Origin of the sequence: Caballeronia pedi (assembly GCF_001544915.2) — a bacterium.
GTDB classification, from domain to species: domain Bacteria; phylum Pseudomonadota; class Gammaproteobacteria; order Burkholderiales; family Burkholderiaceae; genus Caballeronia; species Caballeronia pedi.
On sequence record NZ_FCOE02000071.1, the window covers coordinates 1 to 20,574 of the forward strand.

At 67.6% G+C, this 20,574-nt stretch carries 4 protein-coding genes; all 4 read right to left on the reverse strand.

All coding sequences use genetic code 11. The annotated features are described in order from the left end of the window. A partial coding sequence (locus AWB80_RS41380) for a non-ribosomal peptide synthetase (protein ID WP_143328261.1) occupies positions 1-5,267 on the reverse strand: 5,267 nt, incomplete at its 3' end. Continuing rightward, positions 5,260-18,732, reverse strand: coding sequence for a non-ribosomal peptide synthetase (locus AWB80_RS41385; RefSeq protein WP_061180394.1), 13,473 nt, complete (start codon positions 18,730-18,732; stop codon positions 5,260-5,262). The genes AWB80_RS41385 and AWB80_RS41380, both read right to left, overlap by 8 nt. A gap of 34 nt (positions 18,733-18,766) precedes the next feature. Then, a complete protein-coding gene (locus AWB80_RS41390; protein ID WP_087132055.1) occupies positions 18,767-19,732 on the reverse strand; it encodes a YqcI/YcgG family protein in 966 nt (321 codons plus the stop codon). Between the two features lie 235 nt (positions 19,733-19,967). Continuing rightward, a partial coding sequence (locus AWB80_RS41395; RefSeq protein WP_482764102.1) for a cupin domain-containing protein occupies positions 19,968-20,574 on the reverse strand: 607 nt, incomplete at its 5' end.

The window sequence follows — 20,574 nt, forward strand, 5'->3', positions numbered from 1 at the left end:
GCTTCGAAGCTCGCGCGCAATGCGGCGCGATCCACCGGCCCGCGCAAGCGCAAGCCACCCGCGACGTGATACGCGCTACTCTCGGGCGACAACTGCCACAAAAACCACAACCGCTGCTGCGCAAAAGACGCTTCCGTGCGCGCGCGAACGTCATCGGGCAAACGACGAATCGCATCTTCGGAACCAGAAGCGACGACAGGCACAGGCGCGAGCATCGACGCCAGTTGCGCGAGCGTATGCCGCTCGAACAACTGCTTCGGCGTAATCTTGATGCCCGCTTTTTTCGCGCGCGCGACGACCTTCAGACCGAGGATCGAATCGCCGCCGGCTTCGAAGAAGTTGCGATCGCGCCGCAGCGTAGACGCATCGATCGACAGCACTTCGCTCCAGACACGCGCGAGCCGCTCTTCCATCTCCCCGCGCGGCGCGTGCTCCTCGTTCACATGCGGCACGGGCGCTTCATGCAACGCCTTGAAACGTGCAAGGAGCGCAGCGCGATCGAGCTTGCCGTTCGCATTGAGCGGCAACGCCTTATCGACGACGATATCGCCCGGCACCATGTAATCCGGCAATATGCGCGATGCCTGCTCGAGCAGCGCGTTCGCATCGATATCGCCGGCGATGCACGCACCCAGCCTCTTCGCACCATTCACGTCGTACGCGAGCACCGCCGCCGCGCGCACGTTCGCGAAACCTTGCAGCACGCGCTGCACTTCGCCCGGCTCGACGCGATATCCGCGAATCTTGACCTGATCGTCGGCACGTCCGAGGTATTCGAGCGCGCCATCCGATGCAACGCGCGCCAGATCGCCCGATCGATACACACGCTCGCCCGGCACGAACGGGTTCGGCACGAAGCGCTCGGCGCTGCGTCCGGGCTGTCCGTGATAGCCGCGCGCCACGCCCGCGCCACCCAGATAAAGCTCGCCTGTCGCGCCGGCGGGCACGGCGTTCATGTGCTCGTCGAGCACGTAGATGCGTGTGTCGGGGAGCGCTGCGCCCAGAGGCAGGCCGCGCTGCATGTCGTGATCGTCCGACATCGCGTGCATTGCGATGCCGACCGTCGTTTCCGTCGGTCCGTAATGATTGAAGATGCGGCATGTCGGCGCGAGCGCGGCGATCTGCGCGAGCAGCGCCGCCGAGGTCGCTTCGCCGCCGACGATCAGCGCGCGCGCGGGCAACACGCTGCGCGCATCGGCGGCGCACAACAGCGCCGACAGATGACTCGGCACGATCTTCAATACATCGACGCGATGCTGCGCCATGTATTGCCCGAAGGCATCCGGATTGAGCGCCCGGTCGGAGGAAATCAGATGCAGCGTGCCCGCCGAGCACAGCGCGCCGAACAAGGCGGTGTGACCGAGATCGGCGGCGGGCGTCGAGACCATCGCGAACGCCGCGTCCTCGCCCACGCCGATCGTCTCGAGCATGCCGCGCACGTAGTTGCCGAGCGCGGCATGGCTCACCGTCACGCCCTTGGGCTTGCCCGTCGATCCGGACGTGTAGATCAGATACGCGGCCTGAGCGCCATGAAGCGCGCGCGGCGGCTCGGCTGTGTCCGCTTCGATGTCGAATGAAAGCGGCAGCACCGTTGCGACCGCCGATGCGATGTCCGTCGCGCACGCGCCCGCATGCAGCAGTGCGATGGCGCCGCTGTCGGCCATCTGCGCGGCGTTGCGCGCGGCGGGCAATTGCGGGTCGAGCGGCACCCACGTCGCGCCCGCCTTGAAACAGGCGAGCATGCCGAGGACCATCTCCACACCGCGCGGCGCATGAACGGCAACGCGCGCTTCCGGTCCGCAACCCGCCGCGACGAGACGGGACGCGAGCGTGTTCGCTGCGGCGTCCAATTCGGCATACGAAATCGCGCGTGTTTCGTCGCGCACGGCCATGCGCTCGGGATGCCGCGCGACGCTGCGTCGCCAGAGCGCGAGCACATCGCTCGATTGTTCGTCATCCGAATCAATGTGCGTCACCGTGCTGTCGGGCACATCGACGAGCGCTTCGGCGACACCGCGCAACACGGTTTCGAAGCGCCGAGCGAAGGCATCGTCGAATACGGCGTCGTCATAGGCGAGCGTGCATTCGATGCCCGATGCGCGATCGACGAAGTCCAGCGCGAGATCGAAGTGCGCGGCGTCGTTCGCGAGCACGTCCAGGCGCGTCGAAAGCGGCGCGAACGCATCGAGCGAAAACGCGCGCTGCTCCGTGAGCTTCACCTGAAACAGCGCATCGTCGGCCCGCGCGCGATTCGGCAGCAGCGCGGCGACGAGCCTGTCGTAAGGCACGTCCTGATGCTCGTGCGCGGCGAGCACCGTTTCCTTCGCCGCGGCCACAAGCGCGCGCAGCGTCGCATCGTCTTCGATGACCACGCGCAACACCTGCATGTTGATGAAATAGCCGATGACCGCTTGCGCCTCTTCGTGCCTGCGGCTCGACATCGGCGCGCCGATGCGGATATCGCGCTTGCCGCTCGTCTCGCGCAACGTCGCGCCGAAGACCGCCAGCATCACCATGAAAAGCGACGCCTGCTGTTCGCGCGCGCTTTGCGCAAGGCGTGCCGAAAGCGCGGGCGGCAGACTGAAGACGAGCGTTCGCTGCGCGCCGGGCGCAGCATGGCCGCGCTCGAAGAGACGCGCGATTCGCGACGCATCGCCATGCGCGCACAAGGCTTCGCGCCAGTAGCCGATCTGCCCGTCGATCTCGGCGTGATCGATCGCCGTGTGCTCCCATGCGGAAAAGTCCGCGTACTGCGGTAGCGCGATGTCGGCATCGCCCGCGCCCGACGGCGTGATCCCGGCGCGATACGCATCCGCGAGCGCTTCGAGCAGCACGTTCACCGAGAGTCCATCCGCGATGATGTGATGCAGCGCGATCACGAGCCGATGCGCCTCTTCGTCCACTTTCACGAGATGCGCGCGCAGCAGCGGACCGCGCTCGAGATCGAAGGGCGCGCGCGCCGTCTCCTGCGTGAGTCGTTCGAGCGCGGCGGGCTCGCCGCTCAGGTCGGTGAACGGCAAGGCGATCGATGCGTCATCGTCGATGATCTGCATCGGCTCGCCATCGTCGTCGAGCTCGAAACGCGCGCGCAGGATGTCGTGCCGCGCGACGAGCGTGTCGAAGGCGCGCTGCATCGCATCGGCCTGCAAAGGGCCGTCCATCGACAGCACGCCGCTCATGTTGTATGCGTTGCTCTCGGGATCGTGCGCCCAGGTCATCCATAGCGCGCGCTGCGCATGCGAAGCGCGCGCGATGCGGCGCGCTTCCGGCGCGAGCCGCACGAACGGCGCGCGGCGAAGCGGCTCGCCCGCCGCGCTGCGCTTCTCGATCTCGGCCGCCGCCGAGCGCAAGGAAGACGCGGTGAACACGTCGCGTGCATCGTAGGCGATGCGCCACTGCGCGCTCACGTCGGCCGCGACGCGCACCGCGGCGAGCGAATTGCCGCCGAGCCGGAAGAAGCTGTCGTCGCGGCTCGTGGGCGCGGCGTCGAGCGCCTTGCTCCAGATCGCGGCGAGCTGCGTCTCGATGTTCGTAAACGTATCGCGCGGCGCTTGCGCCGTCGTCGCGCCATCGATGCGCTCGCCCTTCACGAACCACGCATACGCTTCGAGCGAGCGTTCGGCGAAGCGCTTCACGCACGCGGCGCGCTGCACCTTGCCGCTCGATGTCTTCGGCAGCGCGCCCGGTTCGAGCAGCGCGACAGCAGCGGCCGGCTCGCCGCACGCGAGCGCGACCGCCTCGCTCACCGCCGACGCCAGTGCCTCGGGCGTCACGAGCTTGCGCACGCTGCGCGACACCTCGGCCGCCACGCCGATGCATTCCGTGCCGTCGATCTGCACCGCGAAGGCCGCGACGCGCCCGCGCCGCACGAGCTCCACGTCGCGTTCGATCGCGAGTTCGAGATCTTGCGGATAGAGATTGCGCCCGCGCACGATCAGCAGATCCTTGACGCGTCCAGCCACGAAGAGGCCGCCATCGAGCAGAAAGCCCAGATCGCCGGTGCGCAGCCAGCGCGCGCCTGCACGCTCGACGAAACTTTCCGCCGTCGCATCCGGACGTCGCCAGTAGCCCGCCGTCACGCTCGGCCCGCTCACCCAGATTTCGCCGATAGCGCCATCGGCCAACGCTTCGCGGCTCTCGCGATGCACGATCATCACGGCATGATCCGCGGGCGGCACGCCGCACGACACGAGCGTCACGTCGCGTTCTTGCGCGCGCTCGGCGATGCCGCGTTCGAGCGCATCCGCGCGCAGCGATGCAGTGGTCACGCCCGCATCGCGCTGCACGCCGGTGGCGAGCAGCGTCGCTTCCGCGAGCCCGTAGCATGGATACAGCGCGCGTGTGTCGAAAGCGCGCTGCGCGAAGCGCTCGACGAACGCATCGAGCGTCGCATGGCGCACGGGTTCCGATCCCGAGAACGCGACGCGCCAACTCGACAGATCGAGCGCAGCAAGCTGATCGTCGCCGATGCGGTCCGCGCACAGCCGATACGAAAAATCGGGGCCGCCCGAAATCGTCCCGCGATGACGCGAGATCGCATCGAGCCAGCGCACCGGCCGTTCGAGGAAGTATTGCGGCGACATCAGCACGAGCGGAATGCCGCTGAAGATCGGCTGCGACATCGAGCCGATGAGGCCCATGTCGTGATAAAGCGGCAGCCAGCTCACGAAGACATCGCGCGCGGTCACGCCGAGACGCTCGCGAATGGCGATCTCGTTCGCCCACAGGCAGCCGTGCGTCACCATCACGCCCTTGGGCGTCGACGTGGAGCCGGACGTGTATTGCAGGAAGGCCAGATCAGACGACGCCACATGCGCGATCTCGTTCGCGCTATCGGCTGCATCGAGTGCATCGACTTCGATCACGCGCGCGTTCGGCGCGATCGACGCGAAGGCCTCGCGATAACGCTCCACGAGCGCGCGCGTGGTCAGCACGAAACGCGCATCGGCGTCGCTCGCGATGGCCGCGAGCCGCGCGAGATGCTGCGCGCGCAGCGTCTCGGGCGGATACGCGGGCACCGCCACGGTCTGCGCATAAAGACACCCGAAAAACGACGCGACGTAATCCGCGCCGCTATCCATCAGCAGCAGCGCGCGTTCGCCCGCAGCGCCTGCGCGTCGCAGCCAGGCGGCGATGCGCGCCGCGCGGGCGTCGAGTTGCGTGTAGGTCCATGCGGTATCGCCGTTCGCATCGACGACGACGAGCGCCGTGTCGCTGCCGCGCGTCGCCGCGAGTTCGCGCAAGCGCTCGATCATGTTCTCAGCCATGTGCCAGTCCTTCCTGTTCTGCTTCGCTCTTGCTCAATGCTTCGAGGCGCGCCGCGAGGTCCCGCAGCAGCGCCGCATGCCGGACGATGCCGACGTGATCCGTATCGATCGTGCCCGCGAGCACCGTTTCACTCGCGCTGCACGCACGCCAGCGCGCGGTCTTCTCGTCGAGCGCCGCGGCGCCCGCTTCCTGTCCCGACCACCACAGCGTGAGCGGCGCACGCACCTCACGCGTGCGCCACGCCTGCGTCAACGCCTGCAGGTGCTCGATCGCGATCAGCGCATGACCGATCACGCCGGGATCGCTCGCCGTCTCGCCGAGTTCCGCGCGCCATTGACGGCGCGCGTCGTCGGCGCCGTCCCAGAACGCCGCGATCTCTTCCTGCGATGCCGTCCTGCGGTGCGCCAGCACCCGGGCCGCGTGCGCCGCATCGAGCGTCGTGTTCTGCTGCATGCCCGCGTCGATCAGGCCGATGAAGTCCACCGTCTCGCCCGCCGCCTCCAGTTGCGCCGCGATCTCGACGGCGAGCAGCCCGCCCATCGACCAGCCGACGAAGCGATACGGGCCGCGCGGCTGCACGCGCCGCACGCGTTCCGCGTAATCGCGCGCGAGCGCATCGAGGTCATGCGCCCACCAGTCCGGCTCGCCATACACGGGCGACTGCACGCCATGCACGCTCGCGATGCCGTCGAGGTGCCGCGCGAGCGTGCGGTACTCGGCGATCAGCCCGTAAGCGGGATGGATCGCGAAGACATCGAGCGGTGCGTCTGGCGCGTTCATCGGCACGATGCTCGCGGGCGCGGCGTCGCGTTGCGCATCGGCGTGGTTATCCAGATAAGCGGCCAGATCGCCGAGGCGCGGCCGCGCAAAGATCGCCTCGATGCCGAGCGTGGGCAGCATCGCTTCGCGGGCGAGGCGCGCGACTTGCAGCGTGCGCAGCGAATCGCCGCCGAGCGCGAAGAAGTCGTCGTCGGGGCCGGCGTGCGTCACGCCGAGCACGCTCTGCCAGATCGCGGCGAGCGCGTGCTCCGTGACCGTTTGCGGCTCGTTGCCCGACACCGCATCGCGGGTGAGCGAAGGCAGCGGCAGCGCATTGAGATCGAGCTTGCCGTTGGGCGAGAGCGGCAGCGCCGCGAGCGTGACGATGCGCTGCGGCGTCATGTACGCGGGCAGTTGCGCGGCGAGCGCGAGACGCAGCGCATGGATGTCGAGGCCGTCGTCTTCGTTCGCGGGCACGACGTAGCCGACGAGCATCGGCTCGCCGCCGATCTCCTTGACGGCAGCCGCCGAATCGCGCACGCGGGGCTGCGCGCGCAGCGCCGCTTCGATCTCGCCGAGCTCGATGCGAAAGCCGCGAATCTTCACCTGATGATCGATGCGGCCCAGATACTCGAGCTCACCCGCGGCGTTCCAGCGCGCGAGATCGCCGGTCAGATAGAGCCTGGCGCCCGCGCCGCACGCATCGAACGGATCGGGAATGAAGCGCTCCGCCGTGAGGCCCGGCCGATTCAGATAACCGCGCGCAAGCAGCGGCCCGCCGATCGCGACTTCGCCCTGCACGCCCACAGGCGCGAGCGTCAGCTCGGGCGTCAGCACGTGAATCGAGCGGCCCGCGAGCGGCGCGCCGATGGGCACGCGTGTGGGCAACGCGTCGAGCTCGCCGGCGGCGCTGCAATCGAAGGTCGAAGCGGTGACTGCGGCTTCGGTCGGGCCATAGGTGTTGAGAAGCTGCACGTTCGCGGGCGCGGGCCATGCGCGCCATTTCTTCAGCGCGGCGAGCGACATTGCTTCGCCGCCCGCATGCACGCGACGCAGTGCGCCGAAGTCCGTCACGCCGCGCGCCGCGAAGTCCTGAGCGAGCAGTTGCCAGTACGCGGTCGTCAGATCGGCGACGGTGATGCGGTCGGACAGCACGCGCTCATGGAACGTGACGCTGTCCCACAGTTGCGGGCCGCGCAACACCACCGACGCGCCGATGCACAGCGCAGGAAACAGTTGCTCGATGAAGCCATCGAAATTGAAGGTCGCGAACTGCAGCACGCGGTCCGCGCGCGTGAGGCCGAAAAAGCCGATCGCCACGTCGACGTGACTCGCGAACGCCGCATGAGACATGCCGACGCCCTTGGGCTTGCCCGTCGATCCCGACGTGTAGATCACGTACGCGAGATGCTGCGCGTGCGGCGTCACCGATGGATCGTCGCAGCGCGTCGTCGTCGCCTCGATCGCTTCCAGCTCGACGACGACCGCCACCTCCGGCACGTGCAGGTTCGGGCGCAATGCGCGCTGCGTCAGCAGCATCGCGACGCCGCTATCCTCGATCATGTGCGCGAGACGTGCCGCCGGATACGCGAGGTCCAGCGGAACATAGGCCGCGCCGGCCTTGAGCACGCCCAGCACCGCGACGATCATGTCGATGGAACGCTCGAGCGCCACGCCCACCTTCTCGTCCGGCGCGATGCCGCGCGCGATCAACTCATGCGCGACGCGATTCGCGCGCGCGTTCAGCTCGCCGTAGTTGATATGTTCGCCTTCGAAGACGAGCGCGATGTCGTCCGGATGCGCGGCCGCGTGCGCTTCGAAACGTCGATGCACGAGGGCCACGTTCGCCGCGAGCGGCGCGCCGTGCGTGAATCGCGCGAGCTGGCGGCGCTCGGCATCGTCGGGCAGCTCGAAGCTGCGGCGCTGCGGTTTTTGCGCGGCCTGTTCGAGAACGGCCACGTAGCTATCGATGATGCGCGCGACGGTGTGTTCGTCGAAGATATCGGTCGCGTAATTCAAGCCGATGTGCAGGCCACCGGCCGCATCGGCGGAGACTTGCATCGAGAGATCGAATTGCGCCGTGCCCGTGCCGCCCGCGAGCGCGCTCGCCTCGACGCCCGGCATCGCGAGCGGCGCACCGGCTTCGCTGTAGTCGAACATCACCTGAAAGAGCGGCGTGTGGCTCATGCTGCGTTGCGGTTGAAGGCGCTCGACCAGCTTCGCGAACGGAACCGCCGTGTGATCGTGCGCGCCGAGCACGCGCTCGCGAACCTGCGCGAGCCGCGCATCGAACGACGCGCCCGGCGGCGTGTCGACGCGGATCACCACCGTGTTGACGAAGAAGCCGATGAGCGATTGCGTCTCCAGCCGGTCGCGCCCCGCCACCGGCACGCCGATGCGCACGTCGCGCTGTCCGCTATAGCCTTGCATCACCGCGCCGAAGGCGGCGAGCATGGTCATGAAGCGCGTCGCGCCGGCGTTGCGGGACATGTCGTCCAGAGTGCGCGCGAGTTTTTCGTCGATGGATCGTTCGACCCATGCGCCCGCGCTGCTCGCCGCGCCGTGCCGCACGCGATCCACGGGCAGTTCGAGCAGCGGCTGTTCATCGCCGAGTTCGTGTTGCCAGTACGCGTATTGCGCTTGCAGTGCGGCTTCGTTCAGATGCTCGCGCTGCCACGTCGCGTAATCGCCGTATTGAATCGGCAGCGGCTCCAGATGCGCTTCCTGCTCTTCAACCGCCGCTGCATAGAATTGCGAGAACTCGCGCAGCAGGATCGTTTGCGACCACGCATCCGAGACGATATGCGGCATCGCGAAGTGCAGCACCGCGTCCTGTGCGCCGCCTTCGAGCAACGCCACACGCAGCATCGGCCCCGCACGCAGATCCAGCGGCGCCTGCGAAAGCGCTTGCAGTTGCGCTTCGCCTTCGTATCGGGCTTCGCTCCATTGATAGCGCGGCGTCTCGTCCACCACTTGCCACGCCTGTCCGTCCTCCTCCACGAAACGCGTGCGCAGGCTTTCGTGACGCATCACCAAGTGATCGAGCGCCCGGCGCATCGCGGTCTTATCGAGTCGGCCCTTCAGGCGCACCGCGCCCGCGATCGTGTACGCTGCGCTCGCAGGCTCCAGATTCCACAGGAACCACAAGCGTTCCTGCGCATAGGTCAGCGGAATGCGCGTGTGTTCATCTCTCCGCGCGATGGGCGCGACCGCCCGCGCTTGCCCCGCCTCCAGTTCCGCCGCCAGGCTTTCCAGCACCGGATGCATGAAGAGCGTCGCGAGCGTCACTTCCCGGCCCAGCTCCTGACGGATGCGCGAGGCCACCTGCATCATCAGCAGCGAATGACCGCCGATCTCGAAGAAGTTCTCCGTCACGCCGATGCGCTCGCGCCCCAGCACCGCCTGCCAGATCGACAGCAGTTCGCCTTCGAGCGCCGTGCGCGGCGCGACATGCTCGCGTTGCGCCGATGCTTGCGGCGCGGGCAGCGCGGCGCGATCGACCTTGCCGTTTTGCATCAGCGGCAGCGCATCGAGCGTCACGAACGCGGCCGGCACCATGTAGCCCGGCAGGCGCGCTTCGAGCGTGCGGCGCAGCGTGCGGATATCGGACTGACCGACCACGTAGCCCACCAGTTGGCGCGCCTCGCCCTCGCCCGCGAGCGCCACCACCGCCGCGCTCACGCCTTCGGCCTGACGCAGCGCCGCTTCGATCTCGCCCAGCTCGATACGAAAGCCCCGCAGCTTCACCTGCTGATCCAGACGCCCCAGGAAGTCGATGCTTCCATCCGCGCGCCGGCGGCACAAATCGCCGCTGCGATACAGTCGCGCGCCCGGCGTGCGCGGGTCCGGCACGAAGCGCTCCGCGGTGAGCCCCGGACGATTCAGATAGCCGCGCGCAAGCGTCAATCCACCGATGCACAACTCGCCCAGCCCGCCCACCGGCACTTCGTTGCCGAAGCGATCGAGCACCTGCACCGAACGCGATGCATACGGCTCGCCGATCGACACGATGCTCTGCCGCGTGTCCTCCTCGGTCGTTGCGCGGTACATGCACGCGACCGTGGTTTCGGTCGGCCCGTACAGGTTGTCGAGCCGGATATGCGCGAGCGGCCCGCGACGCCATTGCGCGAGCGCGTCGCCCGGCAGCCCTTCGCCGCCCACCGTGATCTGACGCAGCGTGGCCAGCTCCTGCGCCGGCGGCGGCGTGCGCAGCCACTGCTGCCAGTACGCTGTCGGAATGCGCGAGAAGCTCACGCCGCCATCGCGCAGATGACGGCTCGTCGTATCGATGTCCCACAACTGCGGGCCGCGCATCTCCACTTGGCCGCCCTGCATCAGCGCGGGCAGCATCTCGTGCAGCGCGACATCGAAGTTGATCGTCGACGATTGCAGTTGCGTGTCGCGCGATGTGATGCCGTAGCAGCCGATGAAGTCATCGAGGTGTCGCGAGAGCGCGACGTGGCTCACCGCGACGCCTTTGGGCTTGCCCGTCGAACCCGATGTGTAGATCACGTAGGCCAGTTGCTCGGGCTGGATCGTCACGCGCGGTGCAACGTCTGCGAACGCGTCGAGCTGATTCACGTCGATGACATCGAGCCCCGCGAACAACGCACCGCATGTGGCGATGGTCGCTGCATCGGCGACTACGCAGCGCACGCCGGCGTCTTCCAGCATGACACCCAGCCGTTCGGCGGGATACGCGGGATCGAGCGGCACGAACGCGCCACCCGAGCGCAGCACGCCGACGAGCGCCGCGATCAGCGCGGGCGAACGGGTGAGGCACAGACCCACGCGCGATTCCGCACCGATGCCGCGCGCCTGCAACGCGTGCGCGATGCGCGCGGACCACGCCTGCAATGCGCCATAGCTCAACCGCTCGCCTTCGCAATGCACGGCGTTGGCTTCGGGCATGCGCTGCGCGCGTGCCGCGATGCGCTCGCCTACCGGTGCGAACGCATGCGCGGCCAATGCGGGCTGCGGCCGAAGCGCTTCGAGCGTGAGCGCGCCGAGATGCACATCGCCTTGTGCGCCGAGTTGCTCGAGCAGCGCCACGTAATGATCGAGCATGCGCGCGACAGTCGATTCATCGAACACATCGCGTGCATACGTGAACGACACTTCGAGACCTTCGCCGCGTTCGCGCGCCGTCAGCACGAGATCGAAGCGCGCGGTGCCCGTCGTCGATTCGACCGGCGTCACGTTCAGTCCCGGCAGGCCGAAAGTCCCGCGATCGAGCGCAGGCTCGAAGTTGAACATCACGTTGAACAGCGGCGTCTGCGTGAGACTGCGGCCGGGGCGCAACGCATCCACGACGCGCGAGAACGGCGCGGTCTGATGCGCCTGCGCTTCGAGCACGCGCTCGCGCACATGCGCCAGAAGATCGTCGATCGTACGCAGTCCCGCCAGTTCACCACGAATCACCAGCGTATTGACGAAGAAGCCAATCAGCGATTGCGTCTCGCTGCGCTCGCGTCCCGCGACCGGCACGCCGACGCGCACGTCTTCACTGCCGCTATACCGCGCGAGCAGCAGATCGAACGCAGCGAGCAGCACGACGAACGCCGTCGTGCGATGACGGCGCGCCGTCTTCTGCACGCCCACCCGCGCAAGCGATGCAAGCGCAATGCTCACGCGACCGCCGTCCTGGCTGCGCATGCCGCCGGGCGTTCGATCATAGGGCAACATCACCTGCGGCTCGTCACCGGCGAGACGGGTGCGCCAGAAGTCGAGATCGGAATCGATGCGCGCCTGTGCGTTCGCATCACGTTGCCACGCCGCGTAATCGGCGTACTGCACCGGCAGCGCGGGCAGCGGCGCGCTTCGTCCATCGCGGGCCATCGCGTAGCTTTGCGCGAACTCGTCGATCATGATCTGCACCGACCATGCGTCCGACACGATGTGATGCACAACGAATTGCAGCAGATGTTCGTCGCTGCCGAGGCAGATCAACGTGACGCGCAGAAGCGGACCCTGATCCAGCGCAAACGGGGCGCGCGCGATCGAGCGCAGCGCCGAAGCGATGCGTTCATCGCGCATGTTGACGGCCACGTCGGCGAAGTCGAGCACGGACCAACCATAATCGGCCATGTCCGAGACGAGCTGCATCGGCACGTCGTCGCGCTCAGTGAAACGCGTGCGCAGGCTGGCATGCCGCGCGACGAGCATCGTGAGCGCGGCGCGCAGGGCGTCGCGGTCGAGCGCGCCTTCGAGACGCACCGCGCCCGAGAGGTTGTACGCCGGGCTTTCCGGATCGAGACGCGAGAAGAACCAGAGCCGCTCCTGTTCGAACGAGACCGGCGCGGGCGCGAGGACATCGGTGCGCGCGGAAATGATCGTCTGCGTTCGTGCGCCATCGTAGAGCGTGTCAATCGCGCTTGCGAGGTCGGCGAGCACCGGACGCAGGAACGCGGCCTGCACCGGCAGGTCGATGCCGAACGCCGTGCGCATAGCGGCCACCGTGCGCAACGCCTTGAGCGATTCGCCGCCGAGCGCGAAGAAGTCGTCGTGCGCGCCGATGTCGTCGACGCCCAGCACGCGCGTCCAGATGCTCGCGATCGCCAGCTCGGTCGCGGTGCCCGGCGCGGTCTTGGCCGATGCATCGGCGCTCGCCTGAGGCGCGGGCAACGCGTTGCGATCGAGCTTGTTGTTGTGCGTGAGCGGCAGCGCGTCGAGCGTCACGAAGCGTTGCGGCACCATGTACGGCGGCAAGTCCCGCGCGAGTTGCGCCTGCCATGCGACGCTGTTTGCGGCGGCATCTGCGCCGTGCACCACATAGGCCACGAGCAAGGGCTCGCCCGCGACGTCCCGAACCACGGCGGCGGCGTCGCGCACGCCGTGAAGTCGCCGCAACTGCGCCTCGATCTCGCCCAGCTCGATGCGAAAGCCGCGCAGCTTCACCTGATGGTCCGCGCGTCCGACAAACACGAGGCGTCCGCCTTGCATGCGACACAGGTCGCCCGTTCGGTACAGCCGCGCGCCCGCGCGCAATGGATCCGGCACGAAGCGCTCGGCCGTCAGCGCGGCGCGTCCGAGATAGCCGCGCGCGAGATTCGTCCCGCCGATGCACAGCTCGCCGATGCCGCCCGCCGGCACGCGCGCGCCGCTTGCGTCGATGAGATGCAGCGTCGTGCCTTCGATCGGCTCGCCGAGCGTGATGGACGGCGGCGTATCGCCGTTTTCCAGATGCGCGACGCTCGACCAGACGGTGGTTTCGGTCGGCCCGTAGAGATTCCAGAGATCGACGCCGCGCGCGAGCATTCGCGCCGCGAGCTCGCGCGGCAATGCTTCGCCGCCGCACAGCGCCTTGAACCCGCGACCGGGCGCGGTTCCTTGCCAGCCGCCTTCGAGCAGTACTTTCCAGCCCATTGGCGTTGCCTGCATCATCGTCGCGCCCGAGCGCGAAATGAGCGCGGCGAGCCGCTCGCCGTCGGTCACGTCGTCGCGCGAAGCAAGCTCGATGCGCGCGCCCGCGATCAGCGGCAGATAAAGCTCCAGCGCGGCGATGTCGAACGAGAGCGTCGTCACGCTGAGACACACGTCGTCGGCGCCGATGCCGGGCCGCGCGCGCATGCTCGCCAGGAAGCGCGCGAGCGCATCGTGCGACACGCCGACGCCTTTGGGCTTGCCCGTCGATCCGGACGTGTAGATGACATAGGCAAGCTGCGAAGGATAGATCCGCACCGCTTTCGACGATGCGGGCGGCACGGCGTCGAAGCTGTGCTCGATGCGCAGCACAGTGCGCTCGCCCACGACGCCTTCGAGCGATTGCGCGCCCGTTTCATCGGCGATCACGCATGCGACGCCGGCATCGTCGAGCATCATTTCGATGCGCGCGGGCGGCAGGCTCGTGTCGAGCGGCACGTAAGCCGCGCCCGAACGCATCACGCCGATGAGCGCGGCCACGAGTCCGGCCGAACGCGATACGCAAATGCCCACGCGCGCCTCGGGCGACACGTCGCACGCTTGCAGTTGCGCAGCGATGCGCGTCGCCCAGTCGTCGAGTTCGGCATAGGTGAGAGTTTCGTCGCCGCATCGCAGCGCGGGCGCATCGGGCGTGCGCGCGGCCTGCTGCGCGATGCGCTCGGGAACCGGCTCGAACGCGTAGCCTTCGAGCGTGCGCATCGTGTCGAAGGCGCGTGCTTCGCCGTCGAATTCGATCTGCGCGGCGCGAACGGCGGCGTCATCCGCGATATACGAGAGCACGGTCACATAGTCGTCGAGCAGGCGACGCGCCGTCGCGGCATCGAAAATATCGGTCGCGTAATTGAGGCCCAGCGTGAGCCCATCCGACGAATCGTCGCCATCCACTTGCAGCGAGAGATCGAACTGCGCGCTGCCGGTCGCGCCTGCGATCGGCGTGATATCGACGCCCGGCAGCGACAGGCGCGAAGAGGTCTGCGCGGCGTAGTTGAACAGCACCTGGAAGAGCGGCGTGTGGCTCGCGCTGCGCTGCGGTTGCAGATGCTCGACGAGCTTCGCGAAGGGCACGCCGGAATGCGCCTGCGCGTCCAGCACGCGTTGACGCACATCGGCGAGCAATGCATCGAAGGGCTGAGTGCCATGTGTGCGCACGCGGATCACGAGCGTGTTCACGAAGAAGCCGATCAGAGGCTCGGTTTCCAGCCGGTCGCGTCCGGCCTCGGGCACGCCGATGCGGATGTCCTGCTGGCCGCTGTAGCGACCAAGGAGCAGGCCGAAGGCGGCGAGCATCGTCATGAAGCGCGTCGCGCCGTGTGCTTTCGACAAGGTGTCGAGCCTGCTCGCGAGCGCGGGATCGAGGCGGCGTTCGATGCTCGCTCCGGCGCTATCGCGCGCGCCGTGCCGCACGCGATCCACGGGCAGTTCGAGCAGCGGCTGTTCATCGCCGAGTTCGTGTTGCCAGTACGCGTATTGCGCTTGCAGTGCGGCTTCGTTCAGATGCTCGCGCTGCCACGTCGCGTAATCGCCGTATTGAATCGGCAGCGGCTCCAGATGCGCTTCCTGCTCTTCAACCGCCGCTGCATAGAATTGCGAGAACTCGCGCAGCAGGATCGTTTGCGACCACGCATCCGAGACGATATGCGGCATCGCGAAGTGCAGCACCGCGTCCTGTGCGCCGCCTTCGAGCAACGCCACACGCAGCATCGGCCCCGCACGCAGATCCAGCGGCGCCTGCGAAAGCGCTTGCAGTTGCGCTTCGCCTTCGTATCGGGCTTCGCTCCATTGATAGCGCGGCGTCTCGTCCACCACTTGCCACGCCTGTCCGTCCTCCTCCACGAAACGCGTGCGCAGGCTTTCGTGACGCATCACCAAGTGATCGAGCGCCCGGCGCATCGCGGTCTTATCGAGTCGGCCCTTCAGGCGCACCGCGCCCGCGATCGTGTACGCTGCGCTCGCAGGCTCCAGATTCCACAGGAACCACAAGCGTTCCTGCGCATAGGTCAGCGGAATGCGCGTGTGTTCATCTCTCCGCGCGATGGGCGCGACCGCCCGCGCTTGCCCCGCCTCCAGTTCCGCCGCCAGGCTTTCCAGCACCGGATGCATGAAGAGCGTCGCGAGCGTCACTTCCCGGCCCAGCTCCTGACGGATGCGCGAGGCCACCTGCATCATCAGCAGCGAATGACCGCCGATCTCGAAGAAGTTCTCCGTCACGCCGATGCGCTCGCGCCCCAGCACCGCCTGCCAGATCGACAGCAGTTCGCCTTCGAGCGCCGTGCGCGGCGCGACATGCTCGCGTTGCGCCGATGCTTGCGGCGCGGGCAGCGCGGCGCGATCGACCTTGCCGTTTTGCATCAGCGGCAGCGCATCGAGCGTCACGAACGCGGCCGGCACCATGTAGCCCGGCAGGCGCGCTTCGAGCGTGCGGCGCAGCGTGCGGATATCGGACTGACCGACCACGTAGCCCACCAGTTGGCGCGCCTCGCCCTCGCCCGCGAGCGCCACCACCGCCGCGCTCACGCCTTCGGCCTGACGCAGCGCCGCTTCGATCTCGCCCAGCTCGATACGAAAGCCCCGCAGCTTCACCTGCTGATCCAGACGCCCCAGGAAGTCGATGCTTCCATCCGCGCGCCGGCGGCACAAATCGCCGCTGCGATACAGTCGCGCGCCCGGCGTGCGCGGGTCCGGCACGAAGCGCTCCGCGGTGAGCCCCGGACGATTCAGATAGCCGCGCGCAAGCGTCAATCCACCGATGCACAACTCGCCCAGCCCGCCCACCGGCACTTCGTTGCCGAAGCGATCGAGCACCTGCACCGAACGCGATGCATACGGCTCGCCGATCGACACGATGCTCTGCCGCGTGTCCTCCTCGGTCGTTGCGCGGTACATGCACGCGACCGTGGTTTCGGTCGGCCCGTACAGGTTGTCGAGCCGGATATGCGCGAGCGGCCCGCGACGCCATTGCGCGAGCGCGTCGCCCGGCAGCCCTTCGCCGCCCACCGTGATCTGACGCAGCGTGGCCAGCTCCTGCGCCGGCGGCGGCGTGCGCAGCCACTGCTGCCAGTACGCTGTCGGAATGCGCGAGAAGCTCACGCCGCCATCGCGCAGATGACGGCTCGTCGTATCGATGTCCCACAACTGCGGGCCGCGCATCTCCACTTGGCCGCCCTGCATCAGCGCGGGCAGCATCTCGTGCAGCGCGACATCGAAGTTGATCGTCGACGATTGCAGTTGCGTGTCGCGCGATGTGATGCCGTAGCAGCCGATGAAGTCATCGAGGTGTCGCGAGAGCGCGACGTGGCTCACCGCGACGCCTTTGGGCTTGCCCGTCGAACCCGATGTGTAGATCACGTAGGCCAGTTGCTCGGGCTGGATCGTCACGCGCGGTGCAACGTCTGCGAACGCGTCGAGCTGATTCACGTCGATGACATCGAGCCCCGCGAACAACGCACCGCATGTGGCGATGGTCGCTGCATCGGCGACTACGCAGCGCACGCCGGCGTCTTCCAGCATGACACCCAGCCGTTCGGCGGGATACGCGGGATCGAGCGGCACGAACGCGCCACCCGAGCGCAGCACGCCGACGAGCGCCGCGATCAGCGCGGGCGAACGGGTGAGGCACAGACCCACGCGCGATTCCGCACCGATGCCGCGCGCCTGCAACGCGTGCGCGATGCGCGCGGACCACGCCTGCAATGCGCCATAGCTCAACCGCTCGCCTTCGCAATGCACGGCGTTGGCTTCGGGCATGCGCTGCGCGCGTGCCGCGATGCGCTCGCCCACTGATGCGAACGCATGTGCGGCCAGCATCGGTTGCGGCTGAAGCGCTTCGAGCGTGAGCGCGCCGAGATGCGCATCGCCTTGTGCGCCGAGTTGCTCGAGCAGCGCCACGTAATGATCGAGCATGCGCGCGACGGTCGATTCATCGAACACATCGCGCGCATACGTGAACGATACTTCGAGACCTTCGCCGCGCTCGCGCGCCGTCAGCACGAGATCGAAGCGCGCGGTCTGCAAGTCGGACGAGATGTCCGACACCGTCAAGCCCGGCAGCGTCAACGGCGCGCGTTCAGGACCGAGGTAATTGAACATCGTCTGAAAGAGCGGCGTGTGGCCGAAGCTGCGTTGCGGTTGCAACTCCTGCACGAGCCGCGAAAACGGCACGTCCTGACGCGCGAAGGCGGTCAGCGTGCGCTCGCGCATCTGTGCGAGCAGTTGCCCGAACGTCGATGCATCGCTCATCCGCGCGCGCAGCACGAGCGTATTCACGAAGAAGCCGATGACACGTTCGGTCTCGTCGCGATCGCGTCCCGACACCGGCACGCCGACGCGGATATCGTCCTGTCCGCTGTACTTCGAAAGCAGCAGTTGATACGCCGCGAGCAGCGTCGTGAAGAGCGTCGCATCGGCCGATTGCGAGCGCTTGCGCAGCGCAGACGCCGCCGCGCCCGCGACGACGCGCATCACGCTCGCGCCCGCCGAGCCGCGCATGCCCGTGCGCGGACGATCGAACGGCAATTCGAGCACCGGTTGCTCGCCGCCCAGTTCCTCGCGCCAGTAGCTCAGTTGCCCGGCGAGCGATTCGTCGTCGAGCCATTCGCGCTGCCACGCCGCGAAGTCGCCGTATTGAATCGGCGCGTCATCGACCTCGCGAAGCGCGCCGGGCGAAACGCCGCACTCGGCGCGGTAGGCCGCGACGAATTCATCGACGAATACATTGACCGACAAACCATCCGACACGATGTGATGGATCGCGACATGCAGCACATGATCGTCCGGCGCGCGGCGCAGCAACGTCGCGCGCAGCAGCGGCCCGCGCTCCAGGTCGAAGGGTGCGGCGCCCAGCGCATCGAGTCCGTCGGCGAGCGGTACATCGGCATCGACGTCGAGCTCGCGCCAGCCGTAGTCCGCCGCGCCGGCAATCTGCATGGGCACGCCGTCCGCATCGACGAAATGCTTGCGAAGGCTCTCGTGACGCGCGACCACACGATCGAGCGCGGCCTTCACCGCGCGGCGATCGAGCGTGCCTTGCAGCCGCACCGCGCCCGTGATGTTGTACGCGGCGCTCGACGGATCGAGCTTCCACAGGAACCACATGCGCTCCTGCGCATGAGAGAGCGGAAACACCGCGCCGCGATCCGGAAACGGCACGATAGGCAGGCGCGATACCTGCATGCCGCGCGCGCGCAATTGATGGCGAAACTGCTTGCGCTTCTCTTCCGGCAACTGCACGTACGCCTTCGATACGGCGAGCAAATCGGGGACGGCTGCGATTGTCGTGTCGCTCATGGGTCTGTCTTGTCCTGCTGATGCCTGCGGGGGTTTAGCTCTCGCTCTGTTCGTTGCGCGCCTTCGCGTTCGGCGGCATGCCCGCCTGCCACTGGTCCGAGCCGTGCGGGCGCTGGCCGGAGTGCTCGTAGTGCAACGGGCGGGCCTTGTCCACATGACGCTGGGCCGGCGCATGGTGCGGCGCATACGCATGGCCGCGTGGCTTGGCCGCCGCTTCGCTGCTCGCGGCGGCCTGCGCTTTCTTGCGCTTCAGGAACGGGCAACGATCCTCGGCGGGCGTGTTCTCATCGGTGAGGAAGTACTGCTTCCATTCGAGATTGCCGGGGTCGCCGTAAAAGCCGAGATCGGGATGCGCGCTCACGTCGTCCCATGTTTCGAGGCGCTTGCGCACCTGATTGCGCGCCTCGCGGCCGATCACCTTGTTCGTGATCGTGTCGACGAATACGGCGCGCGGCTGGAACAGCAACACCATGCCGGGGCCGAGATTGCGGCTGTGGCGCACCTTGAAGCTCGGCAGCGCGCACACGACGAACATCTGCACGCCCGCGAACGAGAACTCCCACTCTTCCTGCGAAGGGTCCGGCTGCTTGTCCGCCTCGGGATCGGGATCGACGTCGTGCAGATGCTGCAACGTCTTCCAGAAGAGCTCCTGATATTGCTCGTGCGTGAGCGGCTCGCGGTCCGGCTCGAAAAACACCGCGATGTTGTTGCGCCGGTACTGCGGCTGCGATGCGAACGTGGCGAAGGTCTGCATCGTCGCGGGCAGCTCGCGGATGTCCTTGCCGTTCACATACGCGTAGAACATCTCGCCGCGGCGCTCGGCCATGGTGCCGAAGAAGCACGGGTACTCAGGATGCATCACCTGCTCGCGCAGCGTCTCATACGAGCCCGCGAGCCATGAGGGCGGACGGGCCGCCGCGCCGGTCCGGCTGCCGGCGATCACCCGGGTTTTCCAGTCGTTGGCATCGAAGTCCGCGCCGGCTGCGTCGGTCGATTGCATCCCGCGAGACTGCGCGACGTCATCGTGTGCTTGCATTGTCATTCCTGTTGGTCATCACCACCCACGCGGCGCGCGCCGTGATATCCGCCCTCATGGCGGATGACGATCTGCGCGCGCCGTCCGCGCCCGCTTTCTTGCCTTTATGCGGGCGTTCAACGTTGCTCGAGTTGTGGGGGGTGTTTGCCGACGCTTTCTCAAGAAGCGCCTGGAATGGGGGCAGTGCCCGTCGTCGCGTTCAGGCTGGCGTCCTGGCGTCCAGCTCGGCGACGAGCGCCTCGACCCAGTCATCCGGAATGATCGGCTGGTGATACGTGCATTCCGGGGACGTCACAGTGGACCCGTGCAGGCGGCCGTCGGGAATCAGGACCATGTCGCCCTGATGCATTTCGAGCTGCATACCGACGTTGCCCCAGAAGAGCATGTCGCCTTCCTGAATCGTCACCAGGCGATGGTCGTTATGCACATGTGTCGTCGAGCACATCTCCAGCGGTTCGACGAAGGTTTCGCGATCGATGCCCGGGCACTCCGCATCGATACGCGCGCTGATACGATGCGCGAACTCGACATAGCGGCGAATCGACGAAAGCCAGCGCAGTTGCTCGCCGAGATCCCAGCGCGCACGCTCGGCGATGCGCTCGCCCGCCACGACGCCCTGCACGCCCTGCGCGAGCGCGGCATTGCCATAGCGTTGCGCGAGTTCGCCGAACGCGCGCGTGAAACGCGCGGTCAGGTCCGCGCGGCGCGCGGCGGGATCGGCGCTCTTGCGGCCCGTCGGCTGCAAATGCGCGCAGGCGCGCTCGAGCCCGATGCCGAACGCAAGCCACTCGGCCTCAGCCGCGAAT

What these genes read in the sequence shown, in the direction of transcription:
- AWB80_RS41385 (WP_061180394.1), bottom strand. Translation starts at nt 18,732, where the DNA reads ATGAGCGACACGACAATCGCAGCCGTCCCCGATTTGCTCGCCGTATCG.
- AWB80_RS41390 (WP_087132055.1), bottom strand. Translation starts at nt 19,732, where the DNA reads ATGCAATCGACCGACGCAGCCGGCGCGGACTTCGATGCCAACGACTGG.